The following is a 16,265-nucleotide window of genomic DNA, read 5'->3' as shown; positions in this document are numbered from 1 at the left end:
AAAGCTGGGCTATTATAGATAACTATCGAACATAGCGCTAATAGATTCTTCGTTATTGATACGACGAATTGTTTCAGCAACCATGCTTGCAACAGAAACTTGGCGAATTTTACCTAAGTTTGCTGCTTCATCTGAAAGAGGAATCGTGTCAGTAACAACGAGTTCATCAATAACAGAGTTACGAAGGTTATCAATCGCTTTGCCTGATAAAACAGGGTGAGTCGCATAAGCAATCACTCGACGAGCACCAAATTGTTTCAGTGCATCTGCAGCTTTGCAAAGCGTACCTGCTGTATCTACCATGTCATCAACAATGACACAGTCACGATCTTTTACATCGCCAATCAAATGCATCACTTGTGATTCATTTGCTTTTTGGCGACGTTTATCAATGATAGCTAAATCGATATCACCTAACTGTTTTGCAACAGCACGTGCACGAACAACACCACCTACGTCAGGAGATACAACCATTAAGTTGTCATGTTGTTGTTGACGTAAATCAGCTAACAACGCTGGCGTACCATAGATGTTATCAACTGGGATATCGAAGAAACCTTGAATTTGGTCTGCGTGTAAGTCGATCATTACCACACGGTCAATACCTACAGTTGTCAGCATGTCAGCAACAACTTTTGCAGTAATTGGAACACGAGCAGAACGTGGACGACGATCTTGACGTGCATAACCGAAATACGGAATGACTGCAGTGATACGACCAGCACTTGCACGACGCAAAGCATCAGCCATGACCAAGATTTCCATCAGGTTATCGTTGGTTGGCGCACAAGTAGATTGAACGATAAAAACGTCTTTACCACGAACATTTTCAGTAATTTCAACTGAAATTTCACCATCAGAAAACTTGCTTACAGAAGCAGCACCGAGAGGGATATGTAAATGGCTTACGACTTTTTGGGCGAAATGTGGATGAGCACTTCCACTAAAAACGACAAGATTGGGCATGAAGCACCCTTGGCGGTTGGCTTATAATGAATTTGGATGGCAGGGGCGGCTGGATTCGAACCAACGGATGCCGAGATCAAAACCCGGTGCCTTACCACTTGGCGACGCCCCTAATGCGGCAGAACTTTAATCGTTTTGTATGATAATGTCAATATAATTGAGCAAGTATCGATATAAAACAAGTCTGTCTAAAGATATGGCAGGGGCGGCTGGATTCGAACCAACGGATGCCGAGATCAAAACCCGGTGCCTTACCACTTGGCGACGCCCCTAATTTGATAATATGTAATGGCAGGGGCGGCTGGATTCGAACCAACGGATGCCGAGATCAAAACCCGGTGCCTTACCACTTGGCGACGCCCCTATATATTACATATATCTACAGATGAAAATTGGCAGGGGCGGCTGGATTCGAACCAACGGATGCCGAGATCAAAACCCGGTGCCTTACCACTTGGCGACGCCCCTAACATGTAACTGAAAAATTTCTTAAAGGAGATTCTGCCAAACTATTGACCAAGTAAGCTTTACAAGGTGCGTTTTGCAAAATTTTCTTTATATCTATTTCACTTGTTACTTCAATAAAAACACAAGCACCTGTACCTGTAAGCTTTGCTAGACCAAATTGATCTAAATATTGCATTGCTTCTTCTACTTCAGGATATAACTGTCGAGCCAAAGGTTCAAAGTTATTTCCAAAATTAAAAGGTTCTAACTGATAGGCGCAAAATGTAGTGATCTTAGAATCTCTTGTCAATGTTTTTTGTGAAAAAAGCGCTTGAGTGCTGATAAAACAGTCAGGTTTTAAAATTATGAATTGTTTTTGAGCTAAGTCTATGAATGATAAATGTTCACCTATGCCTTCTGCCCATGCATTTCGACCAAAAATAAAGATAGGCACATCTGCACCCAGTTGCACACCATAATCAGCTAATTGCTGTTCATTTAAACCGCATTGCCACAGTTGATTGAGTACAATGAGTGTGGTGGCAGCATTAGATGAACCGCCGCCAAGACCAGCACCCATAGGAATATTTTTCTCGATTTGAATATTTAACCCACATGGTTCTTTTGCATGGGGTTTGAGTAATTGTGCTGCACGATAGATTAAGTTTTGTTCAAGAGCAACCTCATTTAAGCCTTCAATATGAATCACTCCATCCGCAATTGGCTCAAAAGTCATCCAATCATATAAATCAATCAGTTGAAAAATAGTTTGTAATTCATGATAACCATTGTCTCGACGACCAGTGATGTGCAGAAATAAATTCAATTTAGCAGGGGAAGGTACTCTAATCATAGAAGAATCTAATCTATCGGTTTTGAATCACCATTGTAATACGGTTTCCTTTATCGTCAGCAAGTGTTTGCTTCAACAAAAGTTTATTTGGAAGGATTTGCTTATCGTTATAGCTAAAATCAACAGTCCAACCATCTTCAATAAGCTGTTTCAAGCGATTTTGTTCGTCTTTGCTCGCTTGAGCATTTTGCGTCGCAGGCTTCGCTTGTACCCAGTAGGCAAGGTGCATGATCGGTGCCTGCCAACCTGTCGCTTTTTCCAGTAATTCTTCTGGTGTGGTTGCAGTAATGAGTCCAGTTTTAGCACTATTTAAGGTGACTTGACCTGCTTTGCCTTCAATCTGGGTTTTCCCAACACCTAATATACCTGTGAGCTCAATATCAAATTGATCTTGTTGTTGAACCCATGTAAAAAAAGCACTGCCAGACTGTTGTGGTGTACGTACACCTATTTTACCTTGTAAGCTAAAGTTATTTTCATCTTGCACTTGTGGTGAAGTAATTATCTTATTTGGTTGGCTTAGATGTTGGCAGCCTGTTAATACTAGAACGCTACTGCTACATATCGCGACACATAATTTTGAAAACAAGCGCATGTATTTAACTCTTTTTTACAGTGATAGGTAAGATTAAGCTATCAAGTTGTTGTAATTGTGGGGCATTTGCATGTTTTTGTTTCAATTGCTGTAAAACCTCACTAAATTGTGTGAGTGCGCCTTGCATATACAGCGCTTTAGCATAGCGAACTCCAATATTGATATTTTGGCTAATTGAATAGGCTTGTCCCAAGACTTTGGCTGCGGTATCAAAATCATTCTGTAGAAAAGCGATATAGCCCAATGTATCAAGAATAGAGGCTTGTTCAGGTGCAAAGTTGAGCGCTAGTTCTGCATATTTGCGTGCTTCTTTTAGACGACGATTTTGCAATGCTAAGGTATAAGCATAAGCGTTTAAATAGGTCGGGCTATTGGGTTCAATAATTAAAAGTTGCTTCAAAGTTTTATCTAATTTATCCCGATCGGTATAAGGATCCAGCAATAATACTTCTGCATAAATTAGTTCAGGATCATCGGGTAAGCTCTTAATTGCTTCATCTAGCAATACCAAAGCTGCTTTTTTATTATCCATCTTTTTTAAAATATCAGCTTGAGCTTGATAGAGAAAACTTGCATGTTGTGGATAATTCACCCGCTCTTGTGTAAGAAAGCGTAAAGCATCATTCAATTGCCCTTGCTTTTCGAAAATAGTGACCATATTGCGTCGAGACACAATATATAAGCTGCCATCCACGAGCCGATAATATGCTTTGGCAGTTTCATAATGTTGTTTGCGCTGTGCATTGATAGCAAGATAGTAATAAGCTTCATTCTGATATTTTGCTGAAGAACGCAATTCAACTAAATATTGTTCAGCTTTTTCGTATTGTTTTAAATCAATACTGGTTAAGCCGGCAATAAATAAAGCTTCTTCAGTTTTTGGATAATCTTTGATAATACTTTCAAGCTTATCTAATGCTTGCTGTTGTTGATTGATTTGAATGTAATAGCGAGCTTCAGCTAATCGTATATCAATATTGGTTTTATTTTTTCGACTGGCTTGTGCAAACCATTTTTGTGTTTCAGCATCGTCGCGTAAAGCCATTAATAGATTGGCTTTCATCAGAATGAAACTGGTCGATTTTGAACGTTTACGTAAGGCTTTATTGATATTATTTAATGCTTGCTCATATAAGCCATCTTGCGCTTCTAATCCAGCGATTAAAGCCAAGATAGATGGGTTTTCACGTTCTTTACTGGTACGTAAGGCATTTAATAAAATTTCACGATCTTGTGCTTGTTCAGGTGCAATCCCTGCCAAAATTTGTTCGAGATCAGCAGTTGGGTCAATATTTAAGATCTTATCTAATGTTTTAGCTGCCAATTCATATTCATGGGTTTTCAGGGCAATATGTGATAAGTAAAATAAAGCAGGAACATCTTTGGGTTCTTGTTCTACCCAGTGTGTTGCAATATCTAATGCAGATTGAAAATCGTTATATTCTAAGGCGACATCTAAAGCACGCTGTTTGATTGTGGTTGAATTACTTCGAATTGCCAGCACTGTATAATTGTGTAATGCAGTTGCAATATCATCATAAGCAAGAGAAAATTCAGCAACCATACTTTGTTGTAATGCGTTGTCAAAGCTTTTATCTGCATACATGTCGTGTATTGCTTGTGCAGAGACATACGAGCTCATGCTACCTAACAACAAGATTGTGGTAGAATACCGTCGAATCGTCTTGCCGCTAAAAAGGGTACGGCGATATAGCTGACGCAATTTTTATTGATCCAAAGTAATGCTTTTTATGACACCGATGTTGCACAATAACATAAATTTAGCGAAATGATGATCTGATATGTCTTTCTTTGCATTGGGTGTCAACCATCAAACAGCTTCTGTTGAACTTCGTGAACAAATCGCTTTCAATGCAGAGCGATTAGCTGCGCTATTGCTTGAACAAAATAAACATTCACCTTTGAATGATTTAGTTGTTGTATCAACTTGTAATCGCACTGAAGTTTATGCCATGACAGAAGATGCTGATAGTGTTCTGACTTGGTTAGCCCAAGTGAATAATATTGATGTAAAACAGTTAATTCATCATGTTTATCGTTACGAAAATGCCCAAGCTGTTACACATTTGATGCGTGTTGCAAGTGGTTTAGACTCTTTGATGTTGGGTGAGCCGCAAATTTTAGGGCAAGTCAAAAGTGCTTTGGCTTTATCTAAAGATGCACAAACTGTCTCGCCTGAACTAAATAGTGTTTTTGAATATGCTTTTTATGCAGCGAAACGTGTTCGTTCAGAAACCTCTGTAGGTAGCCATGCTGTTTCAATGGGTTATGCAGTTGCTCAGTTAGCATTGCAAGTATTTAGTCGCCCTGAAAAGTTAACGGTTATGGTAGTTGCTGCAGGTGAAATGAATAGTTTGGTTGCTAAGCATTTAGCGGAAATGGGGGTGGCAAAAATTCTAATTTGTAACCGTAGCCGTGAGCGTGCTGATTTACTGGCACAAGAAATTGCCCACCAAGTTGAGGTTGAAATTATTCCTTTTGCTGAACTTGCACAGAATTTATATAGAGCAGATGTTGTCTCGAGCTGTACAGGGAGTTTACATCAAGTTATTCAATATTCAGATGTTAAAGCCGCACTTAAAAAACGTCGCTATCAGCAAATGTTGATGGTCGATTTGGCTGTTCCACGTGATATTGATCCGAAAGTCGAATCATTAGATAACGTATATTTATATGGCGTGGATGATTTACAAAGTGTGATTGATGAAAATTTAGCGCAACGTCGTCAGGCGGCTGTTGAGGCTGAAATTATGGTGAATCAATTGGCTACTCAATTGATGACCCAACAAAAAGTGAAAGAGGCGAGTAGCACCATTCAAGCTTATCGCCAGCACAGTGAAGAAGTCAGCCAAAAAGAATTGGCACATGCATTAGAGTTACTGCAACATGGTCATGCAGCAGAACAGGTGATGCAGGAGTTTGCTCATCGCCTATCACAAAAACTTATGCACCCAACTTCTATTTTATTAAGAGAAGCTGCTAAAGCTGAAAATCCAGATTATTTTGAATGGTTACAGCAACATCTACAGGATGTGTTTGAGCATGAGCGTAAACCGAGACAGTAACTTAGCTTAGGACAATAACTTCAAGCTAATCTGTTTTGTTAGTTCATTTAATTGTTGACGTAAATTGCGTGATTCAATGAGTGAGATAGGTGATCTCAGTTTTAATTTTAAATATTTTTCTTGTAAATTTAATGAAAAGTCCTTAGCCAATTTATCAGCAATCTCAGGTGCTTGAGTTAATGATTCAATATTGGTTCTCTGCATAACATCGGCAATCTCATGACTATAACGACTACATGCACCGAGTACGTAATAGGTTGCTAATTCCTGATCATCCGGTAAATCATCAAATACAATATTGAGCACCGCTAAAACTTTAGCCAGCAGCTCAGTTTGGTCAATCACTGCCAGTAGTTCTTCAAAATGAATATAGAGAAATGGGTGATGCATTAAAATTGCGATTGCAAAATCTTCATCTTTGGTTTGAATATTAAAAGATAAAGAGGCATCGTGGCTGATTTGAGGGGTAAAGCGTTTGCCTAGACCGAGTTTCTCACGGAAAGACTGACTCAGCAAATAACGGAATGAGCCATGTTTAGGTAATAACTCTGTTAATTCACGTAGTTCTCCCATAACTAAACTTTTACCTTCAGGCGTGCTAACGTCATGCTGTCCTGTTAAATGAGCAAACACAAAGTCAGATAAAAGCGGTGCCTGTTGTAATAATTTTTGGAAGTTTTCTAAGCCTTCACGACGAATCAATGAGTCTGGATCATGTTCATTCGGAAGCACAAAGAATTTTAATTCACGACCATCATTGAGTAAGGGTAGCGCAATTTCTAAGGTGCGTCGTGCCGCTTTCTGTCCTGCAGCATCCCCGTCAAAGGCAATGGTAATACGAGAATTTTGTTTAAATAGGGTGGTTAAATGATCCGCATTACTGGCTGTTCCCAGTGTTGCGACAGCACCATTGATACCATATTGCTGCAATGCAATCACGTCCATATAGCCTTCGACCATTAACCAATCGTTGGCTTTGAGTTTACGACCTTCATACAAACCATAAAGCAATTGATTCTTGTGGAATACCTCTGAATCTGGTGAGTTAATATATTTAGGTTTAATTTCATCATTGAGCGCACGACCACCAAAACCGACCACGCGACCTTTATGATCGCGGATCGGAAAAATTACCCGCTCACGTAATAAATCAAAATCTCGACCGCTATCACTAGAACGAATCAAACCCAACTGTTTCAAACCTTCAATATCTTGTGGGAAGGCTTTTTCTAAATGCTGCCAATCCTCTGGTGCATAACCCAAACGCCAAAATTGAATCGTTTGTGCCGATAAGCCACGTTGCTTAAAATAATTTTGTGCTTTTTGACTCATTGGGAGTTGGCGTTCATAAAACTGAGCAACATTTTCCAGTAAGTCATAGAGATTACCTTCTTGAACTTGTTCATCCATATAAAAGGATGGATCAAATTGAGCAAAAGGATCATCCATAACGCGATCTATATCGACAAAATGCCCATCTATAAATTCGTCTGCTACAGAAATAGGTGCTGGATTTTCAGCGACTGACGTGTTTGTTGGTTGAGCCGCTTCAATTTGTTGAGGACTACGTTTATAAGAAAGTTTTTTATTGTCGTGATTATCTTTCGGCAATTCGATGCCTGTCTGATTAGACAAGTCTTTCATTACATCGACAAAGTTACGACTATCAATGTCCATGAGGAAGCGAATCGCATTTCCATTAGCTTGACACCCAAAGCAATGATAATACTGCTTATCTCTATATACATGGAATGATGGAGATTTTTCCTGATGGAATGGACAACAGCCCGAGTAAGTACGCCCAGTCTTTTTTAACTTCACACGTTGACCGATTAAATCGACGATATCAGTTCGATCTAAGATTTGATCAATCGTATGTTGTGGAATTGCCATGTGCATTTAACCATTTTGGACTGAGAGATAATATCTTCGTTGAAGTCAGTGTGTCAGAATTCATTGTTGCATAAAATGAAAAACAGGCAAGGGTTGACTTGCCTGTTTTGTGGTTTTGATGATTACAAATTAATTTGCAGCATCAGCCCCCGAAGTTTCTTTGGTCTCAGGCTTATCTAATAGCCCGAAGCTTAAACGGTTCATCCAACTTGGTTTATCGGTTGGTTCTTCAATAGGAGCAGAATCGATTTCTTCGGTTGTTGGCTTATCTAATAAACCAAGGCTCAAACGATTTGTTAAGCTGCGTTGCTCAGTTTCACCATTGGTTTGTTCTTTTACTTGTACCGTTTTAGATTCGCGGCCAAGCAACCCTAAAGTGGCACGATTGACCCAACTACCTTCTTTACGAGCAGCACGAAGATTTACTTCGCCATTTGCCTTAACTAAATTTGGATAGTTCAGTTTTAAAAGATCAATATATTGTTGAGACGTGGCTTGATCGCCTAATTTTTGATAGCTATAAGCTAATGTTGCAAGTGCTTCAGGTGTTTGTGGTGTTTGTGGATAGTGTTCAATTACCCATTGTGCACGTTCAGCAGCAGCCAACCATGCTTTACGTTGAATATTGAAACGCGCCGCATTCATTTCACTTTCGGCCAATTCTTGACCGATAAATTTCATACGTTGTGCAGCATCTACTGAATATTGGCTACTTGGGAAACGACGAATCAAATCTACAAAGTTTTGATAAGCGACTTTAACGTAGCTCACATCACGATGTGATTGTTGTAATGAAGTATAACGAATCAAACTGTCGTAATTCATTTCCATGTTGGCTACACCCCGAACATAGTAGGCGTAATCAACATTTGGATGTTGTGGATTTAAACGAATGAAACGATCTGCCAGTGCAATCGTACCTTCATAATCTTTTTGTTTAAATTTGGCGTAGAGGAGTTCAAGTTGTGCTTGTTGAGTGTATTGTCCAGTTGGATAATACGTATCTATCGCTTCAAGTGATTTAACAGCATCGGTATATTGATTACGTTCAAGTGATTTTTGTGCTTTTTCAAAATAGACTTGTTCACTTGACTGTGGGCCTTTATCAACCACTTCTTTTTTGCTTGGATTACTGCTACAACCAACAAATACAGACGCTACGCCTAAAGATAAAGCCAATATGGTAATTTTATAATGGGGTAGCGACATAAAAATTCCTCTGCTTTTGGGACAATAAGCTACAATGGTGCTATTAAACCATTTTTGTATCGATCATCAAAATGACTTCAACACAATCTTCCAATTCAAACCTTTCTGAGACAGATTTCTTACTTGAAGATTCTGTCGATGCAGATAATCATAATTCTGATGCAACTGCAACACGTTTATCGTTGCAAATTCAACTCGATGAAGAGTATCTAGGTCAGCGTATTGATCAGGTTGCTGCATTGGTTTGGAGTGAGTTCTCTCGTGAAAAGCTCAAGCAATGGATGAAAGACGGGCATCTGTTGGTAAATGGTAACATTGTAAAACCTAAATATCGTTGCGAAGGCAATGAATTGCTTACGTTGAATGTTGAGTTAGAAGCCCAAACCTCGAGTCAACCTGAAAACATTCCCCTCAATATTGTCTATGAAGACGATGATATTATTGTGATTAATAAAGAAGTTGGCATGGTGGTTCATCCAGGTGCTGGCAATCCTACAGGTACTTTGGTTAATGCATTGCTTTATCATGCACCTAAACTAGCTGAGCTTTCCCGTGCAGGTTTAGTACATCGTATTGATAAAGACACCAGCGGTTTATTGGTTGTTGCAAAAACATTGGAAGCCCAGTTTTCTCTCAGTAAACAACTTGCGAAAAAAACCGTTTATCGTGTTTATGATTTAGTTGCATATGGAAATATTATTGCGGGTGGCACGATTGATGAGCCAATTAAACGTCACCCAGTCGATCGTGTCAAAATGGCGATCTTACCGGGTGGACGTGATGCAGTAACGCATTACAATGTGAAAGAGCGTTTCCGCGACTTTACTCGTATTCAGGCTCAACTTGAAACAGGACGTACTCATCAAATTCGTGTGCATTTTAGTTATCTTGGACATGGTTTGGTAGGTGATCCTGTTTATGTCAATCGTGTACGGTTCCCTGCTGGTGCATCAGAAGTCTTAATTGACATGCTACGCAGTTTTAAACGCCAAGCTTTACATGCAGCTAAATTAGGTTTAGTGCATCCGCGTACTGGTGAAGAAATGATGTTTGAAGCACCATGGCCAGAGGATTTCACTCAATTGGTTGAAGTACTTCGCCAAGAGAATGAAGCTTATTAAAAAAGTTCTCTTTAAATAAAGGGAGATGTGTTCAGCTTCTCCCGTTCAAAAGCTAAGGAATATATTCTGGTAAGAGGACGGATTTTATGGAATTTGTACAAGGTTTGCCCAAAGGGATATATGTTGGGCAAACAGGTATTCAGCATCCTCAAACGATTGCAACTCAAAATGAAAATCTATCAGGATTTAATCTGGCTTTGCACGTGAATGATGATGCACAACGTGTTCAGCAACATCGAATGCTATTGTTGAATGAGTTGTCTGCATTTAGTGTAGATAAAATCACGTGGATGACACAAACGCATAGCAGCATTTGTCATACGATTAACGAGCAAATTCCATTTATTGCACTTGAAGGTGATGGCTTAGTCACACAGCGCGCAGGTCATGCCTTAATGATGATGACTGCTGATTGTTTGCCTATTGTATTGGGTAATAACGAAGGTACAGAAGTCGCTAATCTGCACGCAGGTTGGCGTGGTTTGGCTAATGGAATTGTCGAAAATACCGTGACTGAAATGAAATCTCAGCCAACTTGGGCGTGGTTAGGCGCTGCGATCAGCCAACCTTGCTTTGAAGTCGGGGCTGAAGTAAAAGCCATTTTCTGTGAGAAATATCCTGAATTAGCCGTTGCTTTTATTTCAGGTCAAATTGAAGGTAAATATCAGGCTGATTTGTATGCAATTGCCCGATTTATTTTAAACAGTTTAGGTGTAGAAACCGTTTTAGGTGGTGATCAATGCTCTTATCAACAAGCGCAAGATTATTTCTCTTATCGTCGTGATGTAAAAACGGGACGAATGGCAACATTTGTATTTATGCAATAAATCACATCCTTAGTGCTATTGATTCGCCTTGCATTCGTTAAAATGTTAAACTTGATTCAATTCATTGGTTTTTAAATTATCCATGTCTGTTATTGAGCAAATTACTCCCCAAGTTAAAGTTTGTGTGATTTATCATAGTCCTTATGGGCACACAGCTAAGGTTGCACAATATATCGCACAAGGCGCTGAACAAGCGGGAGCCGAAGTGCATCTACTTTCTGTGGTTGCACCGCAATGGGATTTATTAGATCAAGCAGATGTAATCGTGATGGGATGTCCAACCTATATGGGGAGTCTTACATCAGCATTGAAACAGTTCATGGAAGATTCTTCTAAACGCTGGTTGGCACGTACATGGCAGGGGAAATTGGCTGCTGGTTTTACTAACGGTGGTGGTCTCAGCGGAGACAAATTGGCGGTATTACAGCAAATTAATTTATTTGCGATGCAACATGGCATGTTATGGGCTGGTTTGCCATTTATGCCAACAGGAAGAAGCCCATTGGATATTAATCGGATGTCGAGCTTTCTGGGTTTAATGACGCAGTCCGATAATGCTAGCGTTGAAATTACACCGCCCGAAGGGGATTTAGAAACTGCACGCAAGTTTGGCAAATATTTGGCTGAACTAAAGGTTAAAAATAATTAAAATCAATACCTTATAATAAATAATAAAATTTTTTCTGTCAGACATTATATGTCTGACAAGGATGATATTCTGATCTTAATTACAGTTAAGGTTGGATTGGAATATGAAAACAACAAAAGCAAAAGGTTTTATTAAAAACCATCATAAATATCGCTTAGATGCTGATATAAATCAAGTCAACAGAATATTAAATCTTTATCATCATTTACCACGTTCACCACAAGCAGCTTGTCCGATGGATCAGTTAAAGACAGAAATACAGTCTTGGTATAATAATGAAATTGATGAGCAATCTATCCGTAAAGCAATTAAACGTGATTTGGATAAACTTAAAAAGATTTTAGTAACGGGAACGGTACATTGTATTTCAAAAAAAGGTAATCAGCCTAACGAATATTATCTTAGTGAAGATGCAGCAATTGAAAAAATGAATGCTGAATTGGCTTTGGTTTTAGTGATGGCGAGTAATTATTTACATCAATATCTACCTGAACAGGTTTATCTGAATGTTGTAGGTTTTTTTGAGTCTGCCACTAAGCAATTAGAACAAAATACTTTATTGCAAGATTGGCAGGAAAGGATTCGCTTTGTACCTACAGGCTATCATAATATGGATATAGAATATTATATTACAGATCAAGTTAAAAATATTTATACTGCATTATTGGATAATGAACAGTGGATAAAGTGTTTATATCGTAAAGAGGGAGAAAAGAAACAAAATATTTATACATTGAAACCGCATGGAATTATTCAATATGGGAATAAACAGTATTTGATGGCAAGTAAAATTATAGATCAAAAAAATGAGTTGCGTACGTTTAATATGCAAAGATTTGATCGAGTTACTTTAATACCACAATCTATTAGTATAGATATTGATTCATATGACTTGGACTGTTTGGTTGAAGAAAAAGAATATGAAGATGCTCATTTTGAAAGAGAAAATCTTTCAATCAAGCTCCGTTGTGAAAATTATTTAAGAGACGAATTAGAGTCTTATCCAATTGATGAATATCAGCATATTATTGATCAGAATGAAGGTTATTTTATCCTTGAAGCAAAAAGTATTATTACAACCAGTGTTTTAAATTGGTTAGTTGAAAAATCACATTCCATACAAGTGATTGAACCACAAGAGTTATTTGAAAAAGTTAAAGTACATGTCTTGGCTGCACGAAATTATTATGACGTGGACTATGATGATTTAGCAGAATATCGAGTTGATGAAAAAGAAGAAAGTGATCTTGATTCATTTTTTGATGATGAATCGAATGCTGAAATCGAGGGTATAGCGCAGAATTCAGTTGAGCTAGATCATGAGTGAAGATATTTCTATCTATACTGATTCCGACAAGATGATCTGTTTAGATCATACCAGATTTTATTATAGAAATTTACGTGTTACCACTTCATTGATTGATGTATTGCCAACTCAGTCTAAAGATACAGTTACAATTATTGTGACGGAAAATCAGGTTTTTTTAGAAAAAATTAATGCGGATCATTTTAATTTTTTGATATTTATTGTTCCAGAAAAAATTATGATGCCCTTAAATGCTCATTTATATAATGCTATTGTTTATAGATATACGGAAAATGAATCACATCAGATTTCGATTGAAGAAATATTGATTAGTCTGATCTCATTTATATTTGATCGGGATTACAGTATAGATATACAGGATGTAAAGAAAATCTTATGTTTTAAACAAGGTCAGTATTTAAACATTGATTATAATACTTTTAGTACGAAAATTTTGGATGAAATGGAATTTGATCATTTTCAATATAATACTTCATTTATTATTCATATGAATTTAAAGTCTTTAAAGTTTGAGAAGATGAATGAAGTAATGAGCGTTGTTGGGGAAAAATTAGTTGATAGACATTGGGGCGATATTCTGTACGAAGTTAAAGATTGTGGTGATATTTTTCTAGAAGAAATTTTTGTTTTGTATGCTGTTTAAATTTTCAGCCATATAAGGATAACATCATGTTAGGTGAAATCTATTGGAATGATCTTCCAGCAAAGGTGACTCGGATTGGCAAAAAAGATAATGAAGTTTTTATCTTATTTGAAGGCAAGATTAATGGGTATGATTGAGTTCAATCAGGACGAATCGTCTTAAAAATGACAACTGAATTTCAGGTTGTGCAAGGGGTTGTAGAATATAATGATGAGAATGGAAATTTTGATTTAAATTATGTTTTAGAGGGAAATTTTGAGGATGACTCGTATGAGATGTTCTCTGGAAACTGGCGAGAAGAGGGGCACAATTATCAGTTTGATATTTTGTTGGAGTTCGATGAAAAAGATTTGCCCAGTTTAGCTACGGAATCGAAAAGTGATGAATCTATGACTGTAGATGATGAAATTAATAATGATCAAACTTTTGTTGAAGAGCTTGTGAATTTAAACTTGAATGATGAAGAAAATGGGCAAGTTTTAAGTTATTTACGGGTCAACGTGCAACCCGAAGTGATGCTCGTGTAAGAACAATTCAACGAAAAATAGAACTATATTATGGTTTACCACAAGGTTCTGTTCGATTAGTTAATCCTGATCGTTCTATCATTCATCCATCTGCAAAAATTCGGACGTTAAGGGAACGTTGGATGTTTGATGAGTAAGTTTGTAAATTAAATCTAGGGGGGAGCATGAAGGTATTTTTTAACATATCTAAGGAAAAATCTAGTCGTCTAGTTGATGCACTATGTTCAAATATAGATGCTAGAAAAAAATATCAGTTGAGTATTTTCACTTGCTATTTAGCAGATGATTTAGCAAAAGTGAAAGATTTTATTGAAGAAGTATCGAATAACATAAAATTGACAGATGTCCGATTATATATTGATGCGCGAGAATGTATCCGTATAGGGCTAAATCACTTGCAAGATTTTCAAAAAAGTTACTTCGACCATTATATCAGTTTAGATATTATTGCGATTGATACGCCAACATTATTCCATAGTAAAGCTTATACTTTACTTTCACATGATGAAAAATCGGGTCTGTTAGTAATGGGTTCTGCTAACTTTTCTAAGGGGGGATTATTTGCTAATCGTGGTGGTAATTATGAAAGCCTATTAATGACAAATGATATTGAAACTGTAAATCAGTTTTTGTCTTTAGAAGGAGTTCAAGACAAGTATATTAAGACATTAGACAGGTTAGAGGAGTATAAAACTGCCAATTTTACTTTTAAATATGCCTTATTACAACAAGGTCGCTTTGTACACAAATGGAGTGAAACATTTAATCAGTATTTTGCGATTAAGTATAAATTATCGGAAAAGGTAAAAAATGAGATAGGTAATGATGTACTCAGGTCTTTAGGTTTTGCTGTAGATGCAGAAACGATAAGTCGCCAATTTTTTGATTTTTCTAACTTAAAAAAAGATGAAGAAGCAGATGAAAAACAATTTAATCGCTTATTACGTAGAGGGATTGAAACTTATTTAGGTCATTGGCTGCCATCACCATTACTCCATGAAATTGGTGCTAAGATCCAGACGAATAAAATTTTTGAAACACTTAGTGAAAATATAGACCAACAGTTAATAGAGCATCAGCAACGTATCATAGATACTTTTGAACGATTAAAAGTAGAAGGGTTTATTGATAAGTCTGATGAAAGTAAAGACCCTATTCAGGAAGTGCGAGATAAACTTGCTAAACTTGAACAAGATCATGATAAATTATATAGGTTATGGCATAAATTCTATGATTTTGAATTGCCTTACGACTTATCTCAAAAGGATGATATTGAAATAGTCTATAAAGATTTGGTTAATCGTATTCAAAGCAAGAAAAGAAAAAATGCTGCTGCTTATAGTGTCCTTGAATCGTTAGATACTTTACGACCTAATGCTGTCTTTGAATATTTTATGTCACACGAACTTGATACTATTGGGGACGAAGACGAGTAATTTATGACCTTACGCATTTACACAGATTTTTTACATTCTCGAATGATTTATGTAAATCGTTGTGTTCAAAAGAGCTTTGTTTTATACAAAGCTCTTTTTTTGACTTACTTATGCAACATTCGTGCTTTATCTCTTTGCCAATCACGGTCTTTTTCAGTTGCACGTTTGTCGTGTAATTGCTTACCTTTAACAAGTGCGATTTCTAGCTTAACCAAATGACCTTTCCAATAACATGCTAAAGGTACACATGAATAGCCTTTTTGATTGACGGCACCCAAAAGTTTTTCTAGTTCGCGACGAGAAAGTAATAACTTACGTGTTCGTGTAGATTCAGGAACCACATGCGTTGATGCCGATAATAACGGCTGAATTTGTGAACCGAATAAGAAGGCTTCACCATTTTTAAAAATGACATAACTTTCGGACAGAGTCATACGACCTGCACGTAAAGACTTAACCTCCCAACCTTGGAGGGACATGCCTGCTTCAAATTTTTCTTCGATAAAGTAATCGTGACGCGCTCTTTTATTTTGAGCAATCGTGCCACCATTATGTTTTTTTACTACTGTTGCTTGCGCCATAATTCAAACTTCCACAATTACATATATTGTGCCGTAAAATGCAATCTTTTTCCATCGTTTAGCAATTTCGCGTTTAGAGCTAAATTTGTTAAAATATGTACCTTA

15 protein-coding genes and 4 tRNA genes are annotated in these 16,265 nt (G+C 37.4%); 8 read left to right on the top strand and 11 right to left on the bottom strand.

What is annotated here, in order from left to right; genetic code table 11:
- Window positions 1–12: 12 nt before the first annotated feature.
- From IEV17_RS13200 to IEV17_RS13165, 8 genes are all read right to left on the bottom strand, one after another.
- Window positions 13–966: a ribose-phosphate pyrophosphokinase gene (locus tag IEV17_RS13200; protein ID WP_004663520.1), complete on the bottom strand. Its 954-nt coding sequence runs from the start codon at window positions 964–966 to the stop codon at window positions 13–15.
- A gap of 37 nt (window positions 967–1,003) precedes the next feature.
- Window positions 1,004–1,078, bottom strand: a tRNA-Gln gene (locus IEV17_RS13195).
- Between the two features lie 85 nt (window positions 1,079–1,163).
- Window positions 1,164–1,238 (bottom strand) — tRNA-Gln (locus tag IEV17_RS13190).
- Window positions 1,239–1,255: 17 nt separating this feature from the next.
- A tRNA-Gln gene (locus tag IEV17_RS13185) sits at window positions 1,256–1,330 on the bottom strand.
- 29 nt (window positions 1,331–1,359) lie between these two features.
- Window positions 1,360–1,434: transfer RNA gene (locus IEV17_RS13180), tRNA-Gln, on the bottom strand.
- Window positions 1,433–2,266 carry a 4-(cytidine 5'-diphospho)-2-C-methyl-D-erythritol kinase gene (gene ispE, locus IEV17_RS13175; protein WP_004663518.1) on the bottom strand — a complete coding sequence of 278 codons (834 nt, stop codon included), beginning with the start codon at window positions 2,264–2,266 and terminating at the stop codon, window positions 1,433–1,435. The genes IEV17_RS13180 and ispE overlap by 2 nt, the downstream gene beginning before the upstream one ends.
- 13 nt (window positions 2,267–2,279) lie before the next feature.
- A complete protein-coding gene (gene lolB / locus IEV17_RS13170) occupies window positions 2,280–2,861 on the bottom strand; it encodes a lipoprotein insertase outer membrane protein LolB (RefSeq protein WP_004663516.1) in 582 nt (193 codons plus the stop codon).
- 4 nt (window positions 2,862–2,865) lie between these two features.
- On the bottom strand, window positions 2,866–4,584 hold the full coding sequence (locus IEV17_RS13165) for a tetratricopeptide repeat protein (protein ID WP_004663514.1): 1,719 nt from the start codon (window positions 4,582–4,584) through the stop codon (window positions 2,866–2,868).
- Window positions 4,585–4,663: 79 nt separating this feature from the next.
- On the opposite strand from IEV17_RS13165, the gene hemA reads away from it, so the two are divergent.
- Window positions 4,664–5,947, top strand: a complete 1,284-nt coding sequence (gene hemA, locus IEV17_RS13160) for a glutamyl-tRNA reductase (protein ID WP_004663511.1) — start codon at window positions 4,664–4,666, stop codon at window positions 5,945–5,947.
- 6 nt (window positions 5,948–5,953) lie between these two features.
- Here the strand turns inward: hemA and IEV17_RS13155 are convergent, their stop codons facing one another.
- Window positions 5,954–7,840 carry a DNA primase gene (locus IEV17_RS13155; RefSeq protein ID WP_004663509.1) on the bottom strand — a complete coding sequence of 629 codons (1,887 nt, stop codon included), beginning with the start codon at window positions 7,838–7,840 and terminating at the stop codon, window positions 5,954–5,956.
- Between the two features lie 129 nt (window positions 7,841–7,969).
- Window positions 7,970–9,049 (bottom strand): outer membrane protein assembly factor BamD, encoded by a 1,080-nt coding sequence (locus IEV17_RS13150; RefSeq protein ID WP_004663507.1) that lies wholly within the window; start codon window positions 9,047–9,049, stop codon window positions 7,970–7,972.
- Window positions 9,050–9,120: 71 nt separating this feature from the next.
- Between IEV17_RS13150 and rluD the strand changes: the two genes are divergently transcribed.
- The 7 genes from rluD (at window position 9,121) to IEV17_RS13115 (ending at window position 15,579) form a co-directional block, all read left to right on the top strand.
- Window positions 9,121–10,170, top strand: coding sequence for a 23S rRNA pseudouridine(1911/1915/1917) synthase RluD (gene rluD / locus IEV17_RS13145; protein WP_004663505.1), 1,050 nt, complete (start codon window positions 9,121–9,123; stop codon window positions 10,168–10,170).
- 86 nt (window positions 10,171–10,256) lie between these two features.
- A complete protein-coding gene (gene pgeF / locus IEV17_RS13140; protein WP_004663504.1) occupies window positions 10,257–10,997 on the top strand; it encodes a peptidoglycan editing factor PgeF in 741 nt (246 codons plus the stop codon).
- Window positions 10,998–11,079: 82 nt separating this feature from the next.
- Window positions 11,080–11,646 carry a flavodoxin family protein gene (locus IEV17_RS13135; protein WP_004663501.1) on the top strand — a complete coding sequence of 189 codons (567 nt, stop codon included), beginning with the start codon at window positions 11,080–11,082 and terminating at the stop codon, window positions 11,644–11,646.
- A 103-nt stretch (window positions 11,647–11,749) separates the two neighbouring features.
- Window positions 11,750–12,973 (top strand): helix-turn-helix transcriptional regulator, encoded by a 1,224-nt coding sequence (locus IEV17_RS13130; RefSeq protein ID WP_004663499.1) that lies wholly within the window; start codon window positions 11,750–11,752, stop codon window positions 12,971–12,973.
- The gene (locus tag IEV17_RS13125; protein ID WP_004663497.1) at window positions 12,966–13,616 is read left to right on the top strand and encodes a hypothetical protein; all 651 of its coding nucleotides are present in this window, start codon (window positions 12,966–12,968) and stop codon (window positions 13,614–13,616) included. The genes IEV17_RS13130 and IEV17_RS13125 overlap by 8 nt, the downstream gene beginning before the upstream one ends.
- A 164-nt stretch (window positions 13,617–13,780) precedes the next feature.
- Window positions 13,781–14,143, top strand: coding sequence for a hypothetical protein (locus IEV17_RS17250; RefSeq protein WP_004663494.1), 363 nt, complete (start codon window positions 13,781–13,783; stop codon window positions 14,141–14,143).
- A gap of 164 nt (window positions 14,144–14,307) precedes the next feature.
- Window positions 14,308–15,579, top strand: a complete 1,272-nt coding sequence (locus IEV17_RS13115; RefSeq protein ID WP_004663492.1) for a phospholipase D-like domain-containing protein — start codon at window positions 14,308–14,310, stop codon at window positions 15,577–15,579.
- A gap of 104 nt (window positions 15,580–15,683) precedes the next feature.
- On the opposite strand, the gene smpB is transcribed toward IEV17_RS13115, so the two are convergent.
- Window positions 15,684–16,160: an SsrA-binding protein SmpB gene (gene smpB / locus IEV17_RS13110; protein ID WP_004663490.1), complete on the bottom strand. Its 477-nt coding sequence runs from the start codon at window positions 16,158–16,160 to the stop codon at window positions 15,684–15,686.
- Window positions 16,161–16,265: the final 105 nt, after the last annotated feature.

Source organism: Acinetobacter modestus (genome assembly GCF_014636095.1).
Lineage (GTDB): Bacteria > Pseudomonadota > Gammaproteobacteria > Pseudomonadales > Moraxellaceae > Acinetobacter > Acinetobacter modestus.
The sequence above is the reverse complement of the archived record's forward strand: the minus strand, read 5'-3'. Positions and strand labels throughout refer to the sequence as shown.

Excerpts from the sequence above, each read along its gene's own strand:
- IEV17_RS13200 (WP_004663520.1), bottom strand. The coding sequence starts at position 966 with ATGCCCAATCTTGTCGTTTTTAGTGGAAGTGCTCATCCACATTTCGCC.
- ispE (WP_004663518.1), bottom strand. The coding sequence starts at position 2,266 with ATGATTAGAGTACCTTCCCCTGCTAAATTGAATTTATTTCTGCACATC.
- lolB (WP_004663516.1), bottom strand. The coding sequence starts at position 2,861 with ATGCGCTTGTTTTCAAAATTATGTGTCGCGATATGTAGCAGTAGCGTT.
- hemA (WP_004663511.1), top strand. The coding sequence starts at position 4,664 with ATGTCTTTCTTTGCATTGGGTGTCAACCATCAAACAGCTTCTGTTGAA.
- IEV17_RS13155 (WP_004663509.1), bottom strand. The coding sequence starts at position 7,840 with ATGGCAATTCCACAACATACGATTGATCAAATCTTAGATCGAACTGAT.
- IEV17_RS13150 (WP_004663507.1), bottom strand. The coding sequence starts at position 9,049 with ATGTCGCTACCCCATTATAAAATTACCATATTGGCTTTATCTTTAGGC.
- rluD (WP_004663505.1), top strand. The coding sequence starts at position 9,121 with ATGACTTCAACACAATCTTCCAATTCAAACCTTTCTGAGACAGATTTC.
- pgeF (WP_004663504.1), top strand. The coding sequence starts at position 10,257 with ATGGAATTTGTACAAGGTTTGCCCAAAGGGATATATGTTGGGCAAACA.
- IEV17_RS13135 (WP_004663501.1), top strand. The coding sequence starts at position 11,080 with ATGTCTGTTATTGAGCAAATTACTCCCCAAGTTAAAGTTTGTGTGATT.
- IEV17_RS13130 (WP_004663499.1), top strand. The coding sequence starts at position 11,750 with ATGAAAACAACAAAAGCAAAAGGTTTTATTAAAAACCATCATAAATAT.
- IEV17_RS13125 (WP_004663497.1), top strand. The coding sequence starts at position 12,966 with ATGAGTGAAGATATTTCTATCTATACTGATTCCGACAAGATGATCTGT.
- IEV17_RS17250 (WP_004663494.1), top strand. The coding sequence starts at position 13,781 with ATGACAACTGAATTTCAGGTTGTGCAAGGGGTTGTAGAATATAATGAT.
- IEV17_RS13115 (WP_004663492.1), top strand. The coding sequence starts at position 14,308 with ATGAAGGTATTTTTTAACATATCTAAGGAAAAATCTAGTCGTCTAGTT.
- smpB (WP_004663490.1), bottom strand. The coding sequence starts at position 16,160 with ATGGCGCAAGCAACAGTAGTAAAAAAACATAATGGTGGCACGATTGCT.